Below are 20,568 nucleotides of genomic sequence, written 5' to 3'. Positions count from 1 at the left end.
TATTATTTTACCGGTTTACCGGTTGTTGACTTAAAGTATTTTTTTGCTTCAGGCAAATCTTTTTGGATTTGCGCGATCCTGGTACCATCTGCAGGGTGGGTACTCATCCACTCAGGTGGCTTAGAACCATTGCTTGCAGAAGCCATACGCTGCCAGAAGGAAACAGCAGTTGCTGGATCATATCCGGCCATCGACATGAAGATCAATCCAAGGTGATCAGCTTCAAGTTCCTGTTTTCTCGAGTTTGGCAACAAAACACCTGCCTGTGCACCGATACCATATACCTGGTTGATCACCGCTTGTGTAGTTGCAGATTGATTTCCTGTCGCCGCACCAATAAGGCTACCTACACCTTCAGCCACTGCGGCTTTTGATGCGCGTTCAGAAGAGTGTTGTGCAATCGCATGCGCAATCTCATGGCCCATTACGGTTGCCAAGCCTGCATCATCTCTCGTCACCGGAAGAATGCCCGTATAAACGGCAACTTTACCACCAGGCATACACCAGGCATTCACCTCGTCGCTTTTGATCAGATTAAATTCCCAGTTGAAGCCTTTGATTTGCTCCGAATAGCCATTCGCATTCATGTATTTGGTTACCGCAGTAGCAATTTGTTGCCCAATGCGTTTCACCCTTGTTGCGTCTGCATTATTCAACACCGTTGTTTTAGAATCCTTAAGCAGTGCATTATAACTTTGAGCTGCTGCAGACTGCATCTCGGTTTCACTCACAAAACTCAAGCGATTTCTGCCGGTTAACGGCACTGTAGAACACGCATTGGCGAACAGCAGCACTGCAAGAGCAAGGCCTGATAGTTTCATTTTTTTCATTAATGTTTGATTTAGTTGTTTTTGCTTTTAAACAAATACACTTTGGATTCTTTGCCTTTAAGCAGTCGTTCCAGATTCTTCTGATGTGTGATCAGGATCAGTATGCAGACGCACATTCCATATAGTACTTCAGACTTTATGGATGAATGAAATACGAATACAATGCTGAGCGGGAAAGTAAATCCGGCACAGATAGATCCAAGGGAAACGTATTTCGTAAGCAATAGAACAACGGTAAAGACCAGAACGCAAAGCATAGCTGCCGGGAAGTTAACTGCCAAAATCATTCCAAAAAGTGTTGCCACCCCTTTACCCCCCCTGAAGCCAGCAAAGATCGGGAACAAATGGCCCATCACGGCCGTAATGCCAAGTGCAAGTTCATAATTGATAAACTGCGAAGAGTTATGCGGCCCCGTAACCGAAAGACCAATGAAGTAAGCGAGTTTTGTTGCGGTATAACCTTTGGCAATATCGATGATCATCACCGCCAGTCCGGCTTTTTTACCAAGTACACGAAAAACGTTTGTAGCACCTGCATTTCCGCTACCGTATTCCCGGACATCGATACCATAGAAGGCGCCGCCGAGCCATACCGCCGTGGGTATAGAGCCAAACAAATAGGCCAGAATTACAGCAGAAATAGAATATATAGATAACATTCTTAAAACGCCTTTAAGCTCATGTCTAAACTTTTAACGGAATGCGTCAATGCGCCCATAGAAATATAATCTACCCCGGTTGCTGCGTATGCAGGAATTTCTGCTTCCACAATGCCACCAGATGCTTCTGTTTGATACTGCCCGCCAATGCGCGCTACCGCTTTTTTCAAAGCCTCAGGTTTAAAGTTATCAAGCATAATCCGATTTATCGAACCAGTTGCCAGGGCCTCTTCCAACTCCTCGAAGTTGCGCACCTCAATCTCGATCTCCAGTGCTTTATTGTGCTGTTTTAGATAAGCATTTGCTGCTTTGATCGCGTTTGCAATACCACCGGCATAGTCCACATGATTATCTTTTATCAGGATCATGTCGTAAAGGCCAATCCGGTGATTTACTCCACCCCCGATTTTCACCGCCAGTTTCTCCAGATACCGTAAACCCGGTGTGGTTTTGCGGGTATCAAGCACCTTAGTATGAGATGGTTCCAGCACCTTCACAATGCGATTGGTTTTTGTTGCAATACCACTCATGCGTTGCATGCAATTAAGCACCAAACGCTCCGCAAGCAGTATAGCATGTGTATTGCCTTCCACCGTAAACGCGATATCGCCATATTTAACTTCGGCACCATCCTGTAGCATAACATCTACCTTCAGGGTCGCATCAACATGGCGGAAAATCTCCAGGGCAAGCGCTACACCCGCAAGGATACCATCCTCTTTTATAATGAGTTTGGCTTTTCCTACGGCATCAGCAGGAATGGTAGAAAGTGATGTATGGTCACCATCGCCAAGATCTTCGGCAATGGCATTTTTGATGAAAAGTTCTATAAGCTGGTTGTCCAAAACATTAATATTTACCCAAAAATAGCATTTTTAGTGTAATGCAGCTAAGTTTTGTCGCCCTCTATTCTCAACTCCGTAATTAAAAAATCACCTGAAGTCTTCTTGAAAGTGACGGTTACCCTATACTTAACCGTTTTAGTAAGAACGGACAATATACCAATCTGGTAGTTTGGATTTGTATTGATTAGATGAATAACGGAAGAGTTGACCGGCATGTTTTTATTGAAGAAATCCCGCAGGATTTGTTCAGCCTGTGCCTTTGAATAGGTGTCGGTTTCAGACGCGATATTCAGTTCCACTGAAGCGTTAAAGTACTTTGCGATCTCCTTAGAATTGCCGTTGCGGAAATGACCGGAAACATCCCCCACCAGATTGCTCTGGAATTGCAGCGGAAACAGCAATCCCGTTATTACAAAAAGTATTGGAACGAGTGATCTGATCATGTTTAATTTTCGCTAATATAAGCTTTACCCCACAAATTATGCCATCTGGCCTTCACAAAATGGATTTCTGTAACCCAATAGAACTCATTTGCTTTATATTTGTTGAACAAGACCAGATCTTTCTTACAAATAAAACGATACAAATGAATAATAAAAAAGTGATGCTACTGATTCTTGATGGCTGGGGATACGGCAAACAAGATGAATCTGATGCTGCCTTTGCCGCCAATACACCATTCTTTGATTCGCTGCTGAAAACCTACCCGAATTCCAGGCTTGAAGCTTCAGGCGAAGCCGTAGGTTTACCTGCCGGACAAATGGGTAACTCAGAGGTGGGTCACATGAACCTTGGTGCCGGAAGAGTGGTTTACCAGGAACTTGGCCGCATCAACAAAGCCATTTCAGACCGTACATTATTTTCAAACGAAACCCTCGTTGATGCATTTAACTATGCAAAGACAAATCATAAAGCCGTGCATTTCATTGGCCTGGTATCCGATGGTGGCGTACACGCACACATCAATCACCTGAAAGCTTTATGTGATGCGGCGAAAGAAGCGGCCGTTAATGACGTGTTCATCCATGCTTTTCTGGATGGCCGTGATACAGATCCAAAATCAGGTCTGGGCTTCATCAAAGACTTAAACCATCACCTTTCCAGCTCAGCAGGTAAACTTGCCAGCGTAATCGGAAGGTATTATGCAATGGACCGCGACTCCAGATGGGAACGCGTGAAACTTGCTTACGACCTGCTTACCAAAGGTACTGGCCTCGCAACGCAAGATCCGGAAAGCATCATACAGAAATCTTACGAGAATGGCGTAACCGACGAGTTCATCAACCCGATCGTTGTGACGAATAACGATGGCTCACCAGTTGCAACCATCCAGGAAGGCGATGTAGTCATCTGCTTCAACTACAGAACCGACCGCGGACGTGAAATCACATCTGCTTTATGCCAGGTGGATTACCCCTTGTTTGAAATGCATAAGCTGCCGCTTTATTATGTGACCATGACTACATACGACGAGAGCTTCTCGAACGTAAACGTAGTTTTCACTAAAGATGACCTAACCGAAACCCTCGGTGAAGTATTGGCGAAACACCATAAGAACCAGATCCGGATTGCAGAAACTGAAAAATACCCACACGTAACGTTCTTCTTTTCGGGCGGCCGTGAACAGGTTTTCGAGAATGAAAAGCGCATTATGGTGCCTTCTCCTAAAGTTGCTACATACGACTTGCAACCGGAGATGAGTGCACAGGGCATTACGGATGCCATCTGCGAAGAGCTTGAATCAGGCTGGGCAGATTTCATCTGCCTGAACTTTGCTAACCCGGACATGGTTGGCCACACCGGTGTATTTGAAGCCGTAGTAAAAGCTGTAGAGACTGCAGACAGATGTGCGGAAACGGTTGTAAAAAAAGGTCTGGAGAACGGCTACTCGTTCATCCTGCTAGCCGATCACGGTAATAGTGAGTACATGATGAATGATGATGGCTCCGTGAACACTGCGCATACCACCAATCTGGTACCATGCATTCTGATTGATCAGGATTACAAATCCATTAAAGATGGTAAGCTCGGCGACGTCGCACCAACCATTCTTAAAATTATGGGCATAGATCGTCCGGCAATTATGACGGGAGACGTATTGGTATAATGAGGAAATACCTGCTTGTTTTTACTGCATTGCTAACCGCGTGTGCCGCCCCTGAAAAGGAAAGTCCAGGCACCAAGCCTGCATACTTTGATCTAAAAGGCTACTTCAACAAGGAAGCGGCGACTTTAAAGGCTAAACAGCCGCTTGTAAACAAGCGCGTGTTGGTTGATGACAAAGCCGAAGAAAAGCAGGTTAAAGTTAGCGATTGGCAAAAGGAGCTTTCCGTATTCATTGATGCGGACATAAACAAAGCTGCATGGGCAGGCGAATTCAGCAGCAAAAATACTCCCTCCGGCATAACATACACATCGAACAGCGATAAAGTACCCGTAAAAGCAGTGCAGGTACTGAAAGCAAATGGTGTTGTAAAAGGCATCATCATTACGATTCACAACAGCAACTACCTGTATAGCTCCAGCGATACCCTGAGCTATTATCCGGATAGTTTATACAAGATCAGAAAGCGGCAAGAAATAAAGCTCATGTCGCCTAAGCGATACGAGATCACCGGAAGATTCTAACAAAAAGAGCTGCATTTAAAATGCGGCTCTTTTTGTTTATCGATCCCCGCAGATCACTCGTGAATGGAAGGGTTATGCATTCGGGTCAACCGCACAGCACACGCACACCAACCGCACACCAGACACACACATAGCGCACAAAGCGTGTGCGTTTGCTGTGCGTTTGATCTGTGGTACGTATGGGCTTCTTCAGCGCTTGACCCGGATGCATCGGCACAGCTGTCCTAAACAAAAAAAGGCCGATCATCACTGATCGGCCTCCTGTATAATGGGAAATATGGTACTTATTTTAAGCTGGCAATTTGTGCTTTAACATACTTGGTTAGATCCAGAATGTCTTTGCGTTGCGGTTGTAATACCAGTATTTTCTGGAAGTCAGATATCGCGCTGTTGAACAAAGTGTTGCAGGCAAGCTTATCGGCAGACTTCTTAATTTTGAATGATTTAAAGATTGCATAATCTTTATAGGCAATTCCACGGTTCTGAAGCAACTGAACATCTTCCTCACCACCTAGCTCAATGGCTTTAGAAAAATCTTTAATCGCAGAAAGGTAGAAGTTGTCACGCATGGAGTTCAATGATTCCTTCGGATCATTAGCAATATTCAACCTACCCTTACCTCTGTAGTAATAAGCAGAATTATCTGTTGGTTTTAGTGTGATGAGCTTGCTGTATGCGGTAATGGATTTTTCATATTCCTTACACTGGAAGTAAGCGTAACCAAGCATCTTGGAAATATTTGGATTATCAGGGCTTTTTGCGTCCGCTTTTTCAAGCTGGGCAATTGCGCCTTTAAAATCATTTTTCATCATTAGCTGCATGCCCAGGTTGTAATAACCGCTTCCCTGACCAAAACTATTAACGGCAACACTAAGAAATAAAATGATAAAGGTGTGTTTAAGATATTTCATTAAGTATAAATAAAGATAAGTTGGAACGCTAAGCAAGGAATGCTCCTCGTTGGCAGCAATATTACACTTAACGCTTAATATTTCAAAATATGTTAATTTTGGAATTATTTTTAGAATCCGGACTTTTTAACAGACTCGCTGTATTATCATGCTTTGGCATAAGAGTTGAATTTAATGTTCACACGACTAAATCTAATATTATCAAACGGCAACCTGTCATACTGTCGTTTTTAAAAGGCCTAATTTAATGAGTATAAAAGATCAATTTGATTTTAGTAATGCACTTCCAATTATAAATGAGGATACAGAGTTTTTCCCTTTGATGTCACAGCAAGATGAGGATGATATGAACGGCGAAGAAACCCCTGAAGTACTCTCCATTCTACCACTCCGGAATACCGTTCTTTTTCCTGGCGTTGTTATTCCGATTACCGTAGGACGCGACAAATCCATCCGTTTAATAAAAGAAGCTTATAAAGGTGATCGCATCATTGGTGTTGTTTCGCAAAAGGATGTATCTATTGAAGATCCTACCTTTGAGCAACTTAACAGTGTAGGTACCGTTGCACACATCATTAAATTGTTGCAGATGCCAGACGGTAATACCACCGTGATTATCCAGGGTAAGCAGCGCTTTAACCTGTTAGAACTGGTTCAATCTGAGCCTTACATTAAGGTAAAAGTAAGCAAGTTTGAAGAGGCGAAGTTTAAGAAAGATAAAGAGTTCAAAGCACTGATCGCCTCTATCCGCGAGATGTCGGCTCAAATCATACAGCTATCACCAAACATTCCAAGCGAAGCTGGACTGGCGCTTAAAAACATAGAAAGCACTTCTTTCCTGATCAACTTTATTTCTTCGAACATGAATGCCGAAATGGCTGATAAGCAGAAGATGCTTCAGATGGCCAACTTGCGCGACCGTGCGGAAAAAGTGATGGAGTTGCTTACGCTGGAACTGCAGATGCTGGAGCTGAAAAATCAGATCCAATCCAAGGTCCGTATAGACCTGGATAAACAGCAAAGGGATTATTTCTTGAATCAGCAGCTGAAAACCATTCAGGAAGAATTAGGTGGTAACTCCACAGATATAGAATACAATGCCTTAGAGGCACGTGGAAATAAAAAGAAATGGGCATCTTCCGTTAAAGAGCACTTTAACAAAGAGCTGGAGAAACTCGGACGCATGAACCCCGCGGCGCCAGACTATTCCATTCAGATGAACTATTTGGAATTGTTGCTGGATCTGCCCTGGAATGAGTTCAGCAAAGACAATTTCGACTTAAAACGCGCACAACGTGTGCTGGACAAAGACCATTTCGGTCTGGAAAAAGTTAAGCAAAGAATTATAGAATACCTGGCAGTGTTGAAGTTGAAGCGCAACATGAAGGCGCCGATCCTTTGCCTGGTGGGCCCTCCCGGAGTAGGTAAAACCTCTTTGGGTAAGTCTATCGCAAAAGCACTGAACCGTAAATATGTACGAATCGCTTTAGGCGGCGTACGTGACGAAGCAGAAATTCGTGGTCACCGTAAGACTTATATCGGTGCAATGCCGGGTCGCATTATCCAGTCTTTGAAAAAAGCTGGCGCAGCAAATCCAGTATTTGTATTGGATGAGATTGATAAGGTTGGTTCAGATCACCGCGGTGATCCCTCGTCGGCTTTACTTGAAGTCCTTGATCCGGAGCAAAACAATGCTTTTAACGATCACTATGTAGAAGCGGATTACGACCTTTCAAATGTGTTGTTTATCGCCACTGCGAATTCACTAAACACCATTCAACCAGCCTTGCTTGACCGTATGGAGATCATCGAGGTGAATGGCTATACCATTGAAGAGAAAATCGAGATTGCAAGAAAATATCTTTTACCAAAGCAGAAAGAACAACACGGTATCAAAACCAAGGATATCGTGCTCAAGCCAGCATTGATTGAAAAGGTGATAGAAGATTATACCAGGGAATCTGGCGTTCGTTCATTGGAGAAAAAGATCGGCTCACTTGTCCGCGGTGTTGCGACAAAGATTGCCATGGAAGAAACGTACGAGCCCACTTTAACCAGTGAAGATGTAGAACGCATCTTAGGGGCTCCGGTTTTCGACAAGGATCTTTATGAGGGAAATGAAGTTGCAGGTGTGGTTACCGGACTTGCATGGACCTCTGTAGGTGGTGATATCTTATTTATTGAAGCAAGTCTGAGCCCTGGAAAAGGAAAACTGACCTTAACTGGTAACCTTGGTGACGTGATGAAAGAGTCTGCCGTTATTGCTTTGGCTTATCTGCGTTCGCATGCGGAACAGTTCGGCATTGATTATGAGCTGTTCGACAACTTTGACGTGCATGTTCACGTACCGGCGGGCGCTACGCCTAAGGACGGTCCATCGGCTGGTGTAACCATGTTAACCGCATTGACTTCTGCCTTTACGCAACGTAAAGTCAGACCGAACCTGGCGATGACGGGTGAGATTACGCTACGTGGCAAGGTACTTCCGGTAGGTGGAATTAAAGAAAAAATCCTTGCGGCAAAACGTGCGAACATCAAGGAGATTATCCTTTGTAAATCCAACCGTAAAGACATTCTGGAGATTAAAGAGAGCTACGTTAAGGATCTGAAGTTCCATTATGTATCGGAGATGCGCGAGGTGATTGACCTGGCCCTTACGGCTGAAAAAGTTAAGAACCCACAGGATCTTACCGTGAAAAAGAAAAAACAAGATTAATATCTATAGACAATAAACTAACTTGACCCGGATTTATCCGGGTTTTTCATTTTATGGCTAAAAGCAAGTTTCTGGCATTTACAATCGGCATCTTCCTGTTTGGAGTTCAGGCAAGTGCACAACAATACAAACATGAGGTCGGTTTTCAGAGTGATAACGACTCTTACCTGGCTCAAGGCTCCGATCGGTATTATACGAACGGTTTGTTTTTGAATTACCGGTTTGCAACGAAAAACGCAGCACATCATAGCGGCTTGAAAAAGAAAATCGTGGAGATCTCTGCAGGACAGATGATTTTCAATCCCCGTTCCGGCTACCGCCCGGAACCGGCGACCCAAGATAGACCATTTGCAGGTTACCTGTACGTTGGTGCGGCCATGAGCTGGTTCCATACCGAAGAGCACATGTTGAAAGCTGCAGTACAAGTGGGTACCACAGGACCAAATGCCCTGGCACAGGATGGCCAGGAACTATTGCATGAGACGTTTGGCTTTTATGAACCCGCCGGCTGGGAATACCAGATCGGGAATGAAGCCGCGGTGAACGCATCGGTACAATATGTAAGGTTATTACAGCGCGCCGAAAACGCAAAGACGGATTTTAGTTTTGAGGGTTATGCAAATGCAGGAACAACCTTTAGCGGTGCTGGTGCTGGTATCCTTTTCAGAGCGGGCAATATAGAGCAGCTCTTTAATTCGGCAAGTTATGATGCAAGGATTGGTAATGACGGCGCAACGCCGAGGCATGAACTATTCTTTTACGCTAAACCGCAGCTGAACTTCGTTGCTTATGATGCAACCGTACAGGGCAGTTTGTTTTCCGACAACAGTCCGGTGACCTACGGGGTTAAACCACTTGTGTTCGCACAACAGTTTGGCGTAAATTATAGTACCGGACGTTTGAGTCTCGACTTCAATGTGATCTTTAAAACGAAGGAGATTAAGAGTACGGCATCGGCACACCAGTTTGGAAGCATCACCGCAAATTACCGCTTTAATTAAGATTTCTTCGAAGGTTAAAGTCGCGGCCGCTTCCGCATCTCTTTTTTGAGTGCTGTGGAATGCTTGTTCTCGAGCCGCTTACGAATTACAGATCGCGGGATTTTAGTTGGCTTTCTGGGTTTGTCTACCTTTAGTGCTTTTTCCAGAATGGCGAGCAGTTTCTCCACCGCGGTTTCCTTGTTGACCAGCTGACTTCGGTCCTCCTGTGCGATAACGTGCAAATTCCCATTTGTATCCAGCCGGTGCGCAAGTCGCGTCATCAATAGTGCTTTCTCTTCATCCGACAGGAATGCGGCAGAAGGTATGTGCAGCACGACTTCTACTTTACTGGAAACCTTGTTTACATGTTGGCCCCCCTTCCCTCCGCTTCTGGAAGTTTTGAAAGTTAGGTAATCCATGATGCGCTGCTGGTCTGCTGTCATGCGGCAAAAATAAGTTTTCTTCAACAATTTGAATTGGAAAAGAGGCAAAAGCTTAACTTTGCGGGAATGAGAAATAATCTGGTAGTAGCGATTGATGGATATTCATCCTGCGGCAAAAGTACATTGGCAAAAGCATTAGCAAAGAAACTAGGACTGATTTACGTTGACAGCGGCGCCATGTACCGTGCGGTGACCCTTTATTTTCTCAGAAACAACATCGATGTAAATGATGATGCAGCTGTTGAAGAGGCGCTGCAACACATTGAATTAAATTTCCACTCTCGTGATTTTGAATCCCACATTTCGTTAAATGGCGAAGAGGTTTCGGAAGAGATCAGGCTGATGCCGGTTTCCGAAAGCGTAAGCGAAGTTTCTGCAAACAAGCGTGTGCGTGTGGAGATGGTAAGGCAGCAGCAGCGCATGGGTAAATCCAAGAACATTGTTATGGACGGCCGTGATATCGGTACGGCAGTGTTTGTGGATGCACAGGTAAAGTTATTTATGACTGCCGATCCAAAAATCAGAGCAGAGCGACGTTTTAATGAACTACGTGCAAAAGGTAATACCGATGTGAGCCTTGAAGACGTGTTTGAAAATATTGCACATCGTGATTTCGCGGATACGACGCGTAAAGAAAGTCCATTGGTGCGGGCTGAAGATGCGATCATTTTAGACAACACAGAGCTCTCACCGCAGGAGCAGCTGGACTTTGCGATCAGCAAGGTGCAACCATTCCTGGAAGAACTAGCATAAAAGGAGAATTTTAGGGGTAAAATACCGACGAATTCCACATCTGCTGTTAATTGTTAATAAGTTCTAAATCAAGAACTTTATTATATTTTCTTTCATTAAAAATAAATATTTCTATCTTTGTAGTCCCTCACGGGAAAAGGAGATTAAATTTTTAATGGCAAAAAAACAAGTAGCAGAAAAAGAACTAGAGGCTAAAAAAGCCGAATTCCAAGGCGCAGACGCTCGTCTGTCCGAGAAAGAAAACATTGAATCAGAAGCTGATACAGTGTCGATCGAAGCGATCAAATCATCATTAGCGACTCCAGATCAAGATTTTGACTGGGATGCAGACGACAAAGCATTCGGTAATTACACAGACGAAGACCGTGAAAAGTTTGAGAGCATGTATACCGATACTTTTAATCAAATCAATCAAGGTGAGATTATCAGTGGGATTGTTGTATCAATCAACAACAAGGACGTTGTATTAAACGTAGGATTTAAATCTGACGGTTTAGTATCAAGTTCAGAATTCCGTGATATGCCGGATTTAAAAATTGGCGATACAGTTGACGTTTTCGTGGAAGCCCCTGAAGATGCGAACGGCCAGTTAATTTTATCTCGTAAGAGAGCTAAGACCCAACGTTCATGGGAATCTATTAATGAAGCGCTTGAAAACGACAGAATCATCAACGGATTTGTTAAAAGCCGTACAAAAGGTGGTCTTATCGTTGACATCATGGGTGTTGAAGCCTTCTTACCAGGATCTCAGATTGACATCAAACCTATCCGTGATTACGATATCTACGTAGGTAAAACGATGGAATTCAAAGTTGTGAAAATCAACCATGAATTTAAAAACGTTGTCGTTTCGCACAAAATCTTAATTGAAGACGATTTAGAAAGTCAAAAAGTTGAGATCGTGTCTAAACTTGAAAAAGGTCAGGTATTAGAAGGAACTGTTAAAAACATTACAGACTTCGGTGTATTCATCGATTTAGGTGGTGTTGATGGTTTACTTCACATTACTGACATTTCTTGGGGCCGCATAGAGCACCCGAAAGAAGTATTGAGCTTAGATGAAAAAATCAATGTTGTTGTTCTTGACTTCGATGACGAGAAAAAACGGATTGCTTTAGGTCTTAAACAATTAACTCCTCACCCTTGGGAAAGCCTTGACACTAACTTAACTGTTGGTTCAAAAGTTAAAGGTAAAATTGTTACCGTTGCAGATTACGGTGCTTTCTTAGAGATCATCCCTGGTGTTGAAGGCTTGATTCACGTGTCAGAAATGTCATGGTCTCAAAACCTACGCAGCCCACAAGAGTTCTTGAAAGTTGGTGACGAAATCGAAGCTGAAGTACTTACATTAGACCGCGACGAGCGTAAAATGAGCTTAGGTATCAAACAATTAACGCAAGATCCTTGGCAAAATGTGGCTGAAAGATATCCAATCGGCAGCAAACACACAGCAGTAGTTAAAAACATGACTAACTTCGGTGTATTCGTTGAAATTGAAGAAGGTATCGACGGTTTAATTCACATCTCTGATCTATCATGGTCTAAGAAAGTTAATCACCCTAACGAATTCACTAAAGTTGGTGATACATTAGACGTAGTTGTTCTTGAACTTGACGTAGAGAGCCGTAAATTAAGCTTAGGTCACAAACAATTAGAAGAAAACCCTTGGGATACTTTCGAAACCATCTTTACCCTTGATTCAGTTCACCAGGGTACAGTTGTGAAAGTAACTGATAAAGGTGCTGTTATTGCTTTACCTTACGGTGTTGAAGGTTTCGTACCTACAAAACATATGGCTAAAGAAGACGGTACAACTATCAAAGCTGAAGAAACCAATGATTTCAAAATCATCGAGTTTAACAAAGATGCTAAACGTATCGTTGTATCTCACGCCCGTATCTGGGAAGAGGCTAAAGCTGAAGCAGTTGCTGAAGAAAGAGCTACCAAGAAAAAAGAAGCTAAAGCTTCTAATACAGCAGTAAAGAAAGTTAAAGACTCAGTTGAGAAATCAACGCTTGGAGATCTAGACGTTCTTGCTCAATTGAAACAACAAATGGAAGGTGAAGAGAACAAAAACAAACAATAAGTTCTCCTAATCTCTAAATAAAAAAAGCTATCCAAATCGGATAGCTTTTTTTTTGCCCTGTAGTCAGGTGAATTGGAATATAATTTAACCAGGTTAATAGGAGTATAATTCAGGTTTTGACCTGCTACTATTTCCTAATAGAAATAGTAGCTCTGGAGGCCTTTAAACTTCTGGTAGTTCCCACTATTGCGGAAGTACTTTTGGTAGCCTACGCTGGCCTCTGTAGTGCCGCTGGTATTGGTGTAGTTGATCTTGGATGTGGTGGCATCATGACTGATACCCAATCGCAGCTTCTCTCCTGATCTGCTTCCACCCAAAAGGTCGATGATAAAAGATAGCACCACAGCATCTGGTCCGCCCTGTCCTGCTGTTCTGTACCACAAGCCTGTATTTAGATTACGGTATTTAATCTGCGCACCGAAGGTCGCTGTGCTCATCCTGGATTGTCGGTTGTAAATTACAGATGGGATAAGGAAAGCGCCGTCATAATTACTGTAGCCCGCATTATAAGCCAGCGGGATCATATAACTTGCATTAACAGACATACGGATCGGGAGCTTCGCTTCTGCTCCACTGAAGGACTCATTTGGCTGATTGATGTGGTAGAATGAAGCACCTAGCATCATGGACTTAAATACGATGTTGGTACCTGCGGCGGCATCGAAGAAGAACTTGTTGGATACGTCTGGTAGTTCTGCTGCAGAGATGCTTCCCGGGATGTAACCCAGGCGCATGTCGATCTGATCTGCGAACACCAGCTTATTCCAGGTTACGGAACGGTTGGTTACACCAGCCTGGATACCAAAGGAGGCAATGAAGTCATCACCACCGACACTATAGGAATATGTTGCCGCAATGTTGTTTTTAACGAGATATGCGGTCCCTTCGCTGCTTCTATTGAAGAGCAGGCCCACACCACCACCAAAATCCGGGATGTTAAGGTCGGCAGAAGCACTTAAATAGTTCAAGTTCTGTGCCATGCCGGAGTACTGATTCCGGTAGATCAGGTTCATCCTTAAGTCACCTTCAAACTGGCCGGTCAGCGCAGGGTTCAGGTAGATCGGTGAATTGAAAAACTGGGAGTATATGTGATCTTGTGCACGGCTTTCATATGAAAATAAGCCCAGACACGCCATCATCAATATCTTATTGATATGCTTACGTTTCATCTTTATCTAATTAAATTGATTGTACCTGTGCGCTTCGGCGCGGAGCCATTGAGGCTCATGCCTTTCCATGGCATTTTGTTGATGAATTCTGCTTCTATTTTCCAGATGTATGTGCCTTGTGGCGCAAGTATGGACTTATAAGTACCATCCCAGCCTTCTACTGGTCTGCCCTCTTCAAGCTTATCCGTTTGCCACAGCAGTTCACCCCATTTATTGAAAATGCTTAATCTGTAAGTTGCGAGGCCGGAACCTTTTGCTTTAAAGGTTCTAAGTTCTTCAGTACCGCTGTTCGGCATAAATGCATTCGGCACATAAAGGTATCCTGGTACACCAACGATTTTAACGACTTTACTAACTTCCGTATAACAGTTAAATTGGTTGGTAACCCTTAAGGTAACCGTGTAGCTGCCTGTGTCTGGATAGGTATGTTTAGGGCTTCTGGTGTTTGATGTTGTGCCATCTCCAAAATCCCAGCTCCAGCTGTCTGGGTTGTTTTCGCTTTCATCTTCAAACTGGAACGTGTAGTTCGGGATGTTGATGGTTGTTCCAGGTACGACATTAAACTTCGCTACTGGTGGCGGAATGATGTGTACAAATTGGTTGAACACCCTGGTGTTGCTGCAACCCAATGCGTTCACAGCTGTTAAAGTCACCGTGTAATATTCTTTATCACCGGTATAAACATGTGAAGGTGCAAATTCAGTGGAAGTTGGCGATCCATCACCGAAGTCCCACACGTAGGAGATGCCGCCTACACTTTCATTTTTGAACTTCACGTTTAAGCCCGGACAGCCCTGTACCTGATCTGCAGCGATCTGCAGCATTGGCTGTTCATAAACAGTGATGGTTTCTGTTGTAGTGGTATCTGAACATCCGTTGGATGCGGTAAGTGTTACCACATAAACACCACCTTTGGTAAAGGTGTGGGTAATGGTTTCTGGTGATGTTCTTGTTGGTCCGGCTTTGCTGCCATCGCCGAAGTCGTAAACGTAAGATGTGGCGCCGCTGGAATTGTTGAAGAACTTTACGGTGAAAGGTGCACAACCTGCAAGTTCATCACTGTTTACCACCAACTCTGGGATCACCGTGTTTGGTGATACGCGGATCTTGTACGTGGTTGGCTCGCTCCTTCCGCAACTGTTCTCGGTAATCATGCTTACGGTGTAGTCTTTAATGGTACCCGATACGAATGTGTGCGTAACTGGTGAATTATCTGTTTTACGCAATGGCGGCGTACCGTCACCGAAATCATAGTAGTAAGTGTTGCCCGTACCTGGAGAGGTATTCGTAAAAGTAACGACCATTGGTGAACAGCCTGTTGTTTTACTTGGCGAGAACACGGCCCGTGGTAATGCTTTAACAAGTACCCTTGAAGTAAAGGTGTTGTCACCGCAAACGTTTCTAACGGTAAGTTTTACGGTGTATGTGGTATCGCGGCCTGCCGGATGTTCCGGGAAGTTCTGCGGCACTGGATTCGCCACGTTCGTGGTAACGCCATTTCCGAAATCCCAGAAGTAGGTTGTGCCTGGTATTGTAGGTGTCGTGTTACGGAAAGTCACGCGTGCAGGTCCACAGGTTTCTTCAGTGCTCTGGCTGAAGGATGCGGTAGCCGTTTGTTGCGTACTGAACACGCGGCTTGTGCTATCGCTTGCGCAACCAAAGCGACTGCTTACTACAAGTTTGATCTGGATGGACGTATTGTCTGTCGTGATCGTGTAGTTTGGAAAGCTGATGCCTGTACCAATTAGCACATCATTTGCATACCAGCTGTAGATATCATTACGATCCGGGTAAGCTTTTGCAACGACATTCTGTGCATTGATCAGGAACGGTGCACAGCTTTTATCAAGCACTGCAGTGAACTCCGCTTTTGGCTTAGGATTTACTGTTACGGTGATTGGGTTACTCACGCTCTGGAAAGGTCCTGAACAGATAGTGGTGCTTACCAGTCGTCTGAATAAGGTTGTAGCAGTCAATATACCTGGTTGGTAAGCTGGAAGTACCGCCGCGTCTATGTTGGTCCAGGCTGTGCCCCCATTGGTGCTTCGTTGCCACTGGTAATTGTAGTTTCCATCGCCTCCGGTAGGTACAGATCCGGTTAATTGTGCTGCTGCAAAGCCTTCGCATATGGCAGGCACTTGGGTAAGGATGTTGTTTTCTAAAGGCGGTAATACGTTGATCTGGATCGACTCGCTAACAGCTGAACAGTTGCCACCGCTTACGGAACGTCTGAACAGTTGGGTGCTTGTCAGTGTCAGTTTAAGATCTTTCTGATTCTGGTTTTCAATTGCTGTCCAGGTTGCGCCGCCATCTAAGCTGCGTTCCCATACGTAACGGTATCCTGCTAAAGTAGAAAGGTCATTTCCGGTGATGGTAATTTCCTGGCCACTGCAAATCGTGCGGATGCTGCTGCTGATGTCATTTTTAATGTTTCCAATGGTCGCGGTTAACGTGAAAGGTGTACCAGGACAGCCATTGTTCATCGGGGTGATGATATAGGTTACGGTCGCATCAACGTTTCCGTTTGCATTTACCAGTACATCATTGATCACATTTCCGCTACCAGCGGTAAAGCCGGTGACACTTGCGGGACCGGTTGCGGTCCAGGTGTAGGTTGTTCCCGTGAGGTTGGAAGTGATGGTGTAATTTAACGGCGCATTGTTACAGTTGGCGATGGCTGCCGCACTGGTGATGGCTGCTTTAGGGCGGATAACTACGACCACGCTTTTTTCGATTAACGCACATGGCGCAGCAAGGGCTGTTGTGATACGTATTTTCAGCTCTACCCTTCCTGCTGCACGTTCCGCAGCAGTTGGAATATAATCCGTAACCAGTGCATTTCTGCCGGCGCTGAAGGTACCGTATCCGCCGACCCAGGTTTGTGTAGCTGCCTCGCCTGTGATGATCGCCCTTAAAGCAATTGGATCATCAAAACAGATGATATCAGCCGTTTGGATCTCAATGGTCGGCGAAGGAATAAAGGATATGGTTTGTGTTTTCGTTTCCGTTCCGCAGCTGTTTTTGTGGGTTACGGTGATGGTGTATGTTTTATATTCCAGGAATTTGATGCTTGGGAACTTTGTGTTTGCGGTAGAACCTTCGAATTCGTACTCACCGCCGGTTACCGTCCAGGTGTAGGTATCTGCAAGCTCTTGTTGCGTTCCGCTGAATTTGGTTAAGGTTGGTCCTGTACCCATGTCGGAGAACTTGTAGGTACCCAGGCTGCAAAGTTGTGCATTTGGAGAAAGAGTCGCCGTTGGCGCACCATTGATGATGATGGTTTGTTCTTCCGTAACCACCTCGCCACAGGAAGCTGTTTTTGCGACAAGCTTAATCTTGTAGATTCCTGGTGTATTGAAGCTAAACTCTGGTTTCTCGCTGGTCGCAGTAGTGTTGTTTACATAAGTAACTGGTCCGCCAGTGATCTCCCAACGGAAGCTGTTGGTGGCATTACAGCTATTGTCTACGTAAGAAGTGTTTTCAGGTCTGAAGATCGTACCTACACAAGCCGTGGTATTTGTACCCAGGTTGAAGCTTGGTCTTGGTGGGTTTTGCACGCAAATAGTCCAACTATCTTCACTCGGACTGCAAGAGCCAACGTCATTGGAAACGACAAGTCGCACGGTGTGCGTGCCTGTGGTCGCAAAGCCAGGAAACACAAAGGATTCTCTATCTGATGCAAGTACACCGTCCACATACCATCTGTATGTCATGCCGGTTGAACAGTTTGCATTTGTTCCTGGGATGCTTTTGTTGCTGAACAGTACTGGTTTATTTACACAAACTGCCGTGATCAGCGCAGTATCTATTTTCGCTACTGGTTTCGCATAGATCTGAGCGTAGGAAGTAACGGGATTGGAGATTGTTGAACAAAAGGCATTCTGAGAAGTAATAGAGATCTTGAAAGAATTTGCAAGCCTTATGCCTGTGCCTAAGTCAATCGGGGGCTCTCCACAGGAGGAGTTTTTGTAATTGTGGACAAGCTCGCCGTTGAGACGGAGGACTTCGGCGTGTGTATAGACACTTTCTTGTTTATCGCCCCAGTTTACACGATAGATTGAACCGGGATAGTTGTTCTGGATACCACCGTTTCCACTTACCGAAATGGCGAAGTTGATGTCTACACCTGTACCGAGGGCAGGATCAATACAACCGGTTTTTTCCCCGCTGATCGGGCTCACCTGGGTTTGTTGGTTTAACAGTAAGTACGACTTGTTTGATTTTATGGTCTGCCCGGCCTCTACACGCTCGGCACTTACCCTTAGGGTATAGTAATCTTTACTGATTCCATTCAGATCATAGCCAACGCTACTTGCAGGAACGGTACCGGTGGCTCCGGTAACTTCATTTTTGAAAGTTAAGGTTTGTGTAGGTGGCGCATTGGCCGCAATGCCGAAAAGAATGGACTTGTTATCGCCTGTGCTGGTTCCGCACCAGCCAAATGCATCTGCGCCCAGGCTGAGGTTTGCTGGCGCCGTAATGCCTGAACCAGGCCCCTGTGTTGCGACGACCTGGAAAGCCGTTGTAAACTCATGCACGGCCACAGGATTGCTACTCTTTATTCGAATCCGGTAAGCATTGCTCGCAGCGGCGTCTCCGGGGATGACACCATTGATGAACCGGGAAAAGAATCCCACAAAGTAGCCAATGACCCTTTCATTAGCGAAATTTCCCGTTGCATCGGATAGATACAGCGTAAAGGTATTGTTCGCAGCAAAGTTCGCATTGCTGATGGAAAGCTGGTTGGGAACGGTGATGTTGCTAAGCCTGCCGTAAGGGCCAGGATCCACTTGTTCACTATTGATTTGAGCAATTCCCAGTATGGGAAAAATTGTTAACAACAGTACGACGATTGCGGGTAGTTTTTTCCTCATATTGGTTAGCAAAATTACGAACAATAACAGCAATTCAGCAACTTAGCTATTCTTTTTGTTAAAATAAAATGAGAAATAATACGTTAGAGTTTGTTCGTTTTTAGTCTATCAGCGCTGAATATCTTGCTTTAATGCTTTGGTAGCGAGTTTCATCGCATTTTTGGTCTGAAAAGCTGAAGTTTTGGCCTTTGAATTTGTGCTTATTTTTAGACACTTAACATCTACTTTGGCATAGTTTTTAATTCTTGAACATTACACACAAATGATTTCTCAACTTTATACAAAAAAAGCCCGGCGATTACTCCCGGGCTTTTTAGTAGGTCTTGAGCTGACCAGAGGCTATTAGCGCCTAATTATGCGTTTATTGCTTTCACTCCAGGAAGTTCTTTGCCTTCCATATACTCTAACAATGCACCGCCGCCAGTGGATACGAAGCTAACTTCATCCTCAAGGCCGAACTTGGCAATGGCTGCTGCAGAGTCACCTCCTCCGATTAATGAGAAGGCACCGCTTTCTTTAGTAGCCGCAACTACCGCATCTGCGATAGCACGTGTTCCTACCGCAAAATTCTCCATCTCAAATACACCCATTGGACCATTCCATAATAGGGTTTTAGAGTTCTTGATGGTTTCTGTGAATAATGCAATGGACTTCGGACCGATGTCTAGGCCCATCCAGTCTGCAGGTACTTGTCCTGAATCTACCGTGTCTTTCTGCGCTTCATTATCGAATTTGTCGGCAATCACTGTATCAATTGGCAAGACTAGGTTAACACCTTTACTTTTTGCTTTCTCAATAAGCTCCAGGCAAAGGGGCATCAAGTCTGCTTCTAATAAAGAGGTACCAATTTCGCCGCCCTGTGCTTTGGCAAACGTGTAGGCCATGCCACCGCCGATGATTAAGTTATCAACTTTATTCAGCAAGCTTTCGATCAGGAGAATTTTGTCAGACACCTTCGCGCCACCCATGATGGCGGTGAAAGGTTTATCAGCACCTTCATTAACTTTCTCTGCGTTCTTAAGCTCTTCAGCCATTAAATATCCGAAGTACTTTTCCGTTGGGAAGAACTCCGCTACGATCGCCGTGGAAGCATGCGCACGGTGAGCTGTACCAAAGGCATCGTTAACGTATACATTACCAAGCTTCGCCAGCTTTTCAGCGAAGTCGCGATCACCTTTTTCTTCTTCCTTGTAGAATCTCAGGTTTTCAAGCAATAATACCTGCCCAGGCATCAGATTCGCTGCTTTATCTACAGCTTCTTTACCTACGCAATCATCTGCGAACTTCACTTCGATGTCAAGCATTCGCGATAGGTCCCCTAAAATGTGCTTTAAAGAGTATTTCTCTTCTGGCCCGCCTTTTGGTCTGCCAAGGTGAGACATCAAGATCACAGCGCCACCATCTTTGATGATCTTGCTGATCGTAGGAATGGCAGCGCGCATTCTTTTATCATCTGTGATGTTGTATTCTTTATCTAAAGGTACATTGAAGTCGACTCTTACAAGTGCTTTCTTGTCCTTGAAGTTACATTGATCTACTGTATTCATAATTTTAGTTTAGTTGTTGACATTTATGATAACCAAGATACCCTAATGGGTGATGCCGATGAAATTCCCAGTGTATATCGCTGAAAACTGCCCCTTGGAAACCGGCTTTGCACCAAATATAAGCAGC

Annotated in this window: 14 protein-coding genes and 1 pseudogene; 6 read left to right on the top strand and 9 right to left on the bottom strand. The window is 44.5% G+C overall.

The features are described 5' to 3' along the window. Positions 1-2 precede the first annotated feature (2 nt). From IEW69_RS12380 to IEW69_RS12365, 4 genes are read right to left on the bottom strand one after another with little or no spacing between them, the layout of a single operon-like run. Positions 3-830, bottom strand: coding sequence for a M48 family metallopeptidase (locus IEW69_RS12380; protein ID WP_188627181.1), 828 nt, complete (start codon positions 828-830; stop codon positions 3-5). Between the two features lie 11 nt (positions 831-841). Beyond that, the gene (gene plsY / locus IEW69_RS12375) at positions 842-1,489 is read right to left on the bottom strand and encodes a glycerol-3-phosphate 1-O-acyltransferase PlsY (RefSeq protein WP_188627180.1); all 648 of its coding nucleotides are present in this window, start codon (positions 1,487-1,489) and stop codon (positions 842-844) included. 2 nt (positions 1,490-1,491) lie between these two features. Continuing rightward, complete coding sequence (gene nadC / locus IEW69_RS12370) at positions 1,492-2,334, bottom strand: carboxylating nicotinate-nucleotide diphosphorylase (protein WP_188627179.1); 843 nt, start codon at positions 2,332-2,334, stop codon at positions 1,492-1,494. Positions 2,335-2,378: 44 nt separating this feature from the next. After that, entirely contained in the window at positions 2,379-2,777 is a 399-nt protein-coding gene (locus IEW69_RS12365; RefSeq protein ID WP_188627178.1) for a DUF4783 domain-containing protein, read from the bottom strand. A 143-nt stretch (positions 2,778-2,920) separates the two neighbouring features. Here IEW69_RS12365 and gpmI point away from each other — a divergent pair, with 143 nt between their 5' ends. Then, positions 2,921-4,441: a 2,3-bisphosphoglycerate-independent phosphoglycerate mutase gene (gpmI, locus tag IEW69_RS12360; protein ID WP_188627177.1), complete on the top strand. Its 1,521-nt coding sequence runs from the start codon at positions 2,921-2,923 to the stop codon at positions 4,439-4,441. Further along, complete coding sequence (locus tag IEW69_RS12355) at positions 4,441-4,962, top strand: hypothetical protein (RefSeq protein WP_188627176.1); 522 nt, start codon at positions 4,441-4,443, stop codon at positions 4,960-4,962. Before gpmI ends, IEW69_RS12355 begins: the two co-directional genes overlap by 1 nt. Positions 4,963-5,246: 284 nt before the next feature. Here IEW69_RS12355 and IEW69_RS12350 read toward each other — a convergent pair whose 3' ends face one another. Further along, the gene (locus IEW69_RS12350) at positions 5,247-5,873 is read right to left on the bottom strand and encodes a tetratricopeptide repeat protein (protein WP_188627175.1); all 627 of its coding nucleotides are present in this window, start codon (positions 5,871-5,873) and stop codon (positions 5,247-5,249) included. 247 nt (positions 5,874-6,120) lie between these two features. Here IEW69_RS12350 and lon point away from each other — a divergent pair, with 247 nt between their 5' ends. Both lon and IEW69_RS12340 read left to right on the top strand, forming a co-directional pair. Next, complete coding sequence (gene lon / locus IEW69_RS12345) at positions 6,121-8,589, top strand: endopeptidase La (protein ID WP_188627174.1); 2,469 nt, start codon at positions 6,121-6,123, stop codon at positions 8,587-8,589. A gap of 53 nt (positions 8,590-8,642) precedes the next feature. Beyond that, positions 8,643-9,590 (top strand): lipid A deacylase LpxR family protein, encoded by a 948-nt coding sequence (locus IEW69_RS12340; protein WP_188627173.1) that lies wholly within the window; start codon positions 8,643-8,645, stop codon positions 9,588-9,590. A 14-nt stretch (positions 9,591-9,604) separates the two neighbouring features. On the opposite strand, the pseudogene arfB reads toward IEW69_RS12340, so the two are convergent. After that, a pseudogene (gene arfB, locus IEW69_RS12335) lies at positions 9,605-9,979 on the bottom strand (alternative ribosome rescue aminoacyl-tRNA hydrolase ArfB); the annotation flags it as partial. Positions 9,980-10,078: 99 nt separating this feature from the next. Between arfB and cmk the strand changes: the two are divergent. Continuing rightward, positions 10,079-10,765: a (d)CMP kinase gene (cmk, locus tag IEW69_RS12330; protein ID WP_188627171.1), complete on the top strand. Its 687-nt coding sequence runs from the start codon at positions 10,079-10,081 to the stop codon at positions 10,763-10,765. Between the two features lie 154 nt (positions 10,766-10,919). Further along, positions 10,920-12,851 carry a 30S ribosomal protein S1 gene (rpsA, locus tag IEW69_RS12325; RefSeq protein ID WP_188627170.1) on the top strand — a complete coding sequence of 644 codons (1,932 nt, stop codon included), beginning with the start codon at positions 10,920-10,922 and terminating at the stop codon, positions 12,849-12,851. Positions 12,852-12,985: 134 nt separating this feature from the next. On the opposite strand, the gene IEW69_RS12320 is transcribed toward rpsA, so the two are convergent. From IEW69_RS12320 to IEW69_RS12310, 3 genes are all read right to left on the bottom strand, one after another. Next, positions 12,986-14,020, bottom strand: coding sequence for a PorP/SprF family type IX secretion system membrane protein (locus tag IEW69_RS12320; RefSeq protein ID WP_188627169.1), 1,035 nt, complete (start codon positions 14,018-14,020; stop codon positions 12,986-12,988). 2 nt (positions 14,021-14,022) lie between these two features. Continuing rightward, on the bottom strand, positions 14,023-18,894 hold the full coding sequence (locus IEW69_RS12315) for a PKD domain-containing protein (protein WP_188627168.1): 4,872 nt from the start codon (positions 18,892-18,894) through the stop codon (positions 14,023-14,025). 353 nt (positions 18,895-19,247) lie between these two features. Further along, positions 19,248-20,441, bottom strand: a complete 1,194-nt coding sequence (locus IEW69_RS12310) for a phosphoglycerate kinase (RefSeq protein ID WP_188627167.1) — start codon at positions 20,439-20,441, stop codon at positions 19,248-19,250. Positions 20,442-20,568 lie beyond the last annotated feature (127 nt).

The organism is Pedobacter quisquiliarum (assembly GCF_014642175.1).
In the GTDB taxonomy this organism is placed as follows: domain Bacteria; phylum Bacteroidota; class Bacteroidia; order Sphingobacteriales; family Sphingobacteriaceae; genus Pedobacter; species Pedobacter quisquiliarum.
This window is presented reverse-complemented; position numbering and strand designations above follow the sequence as displayed.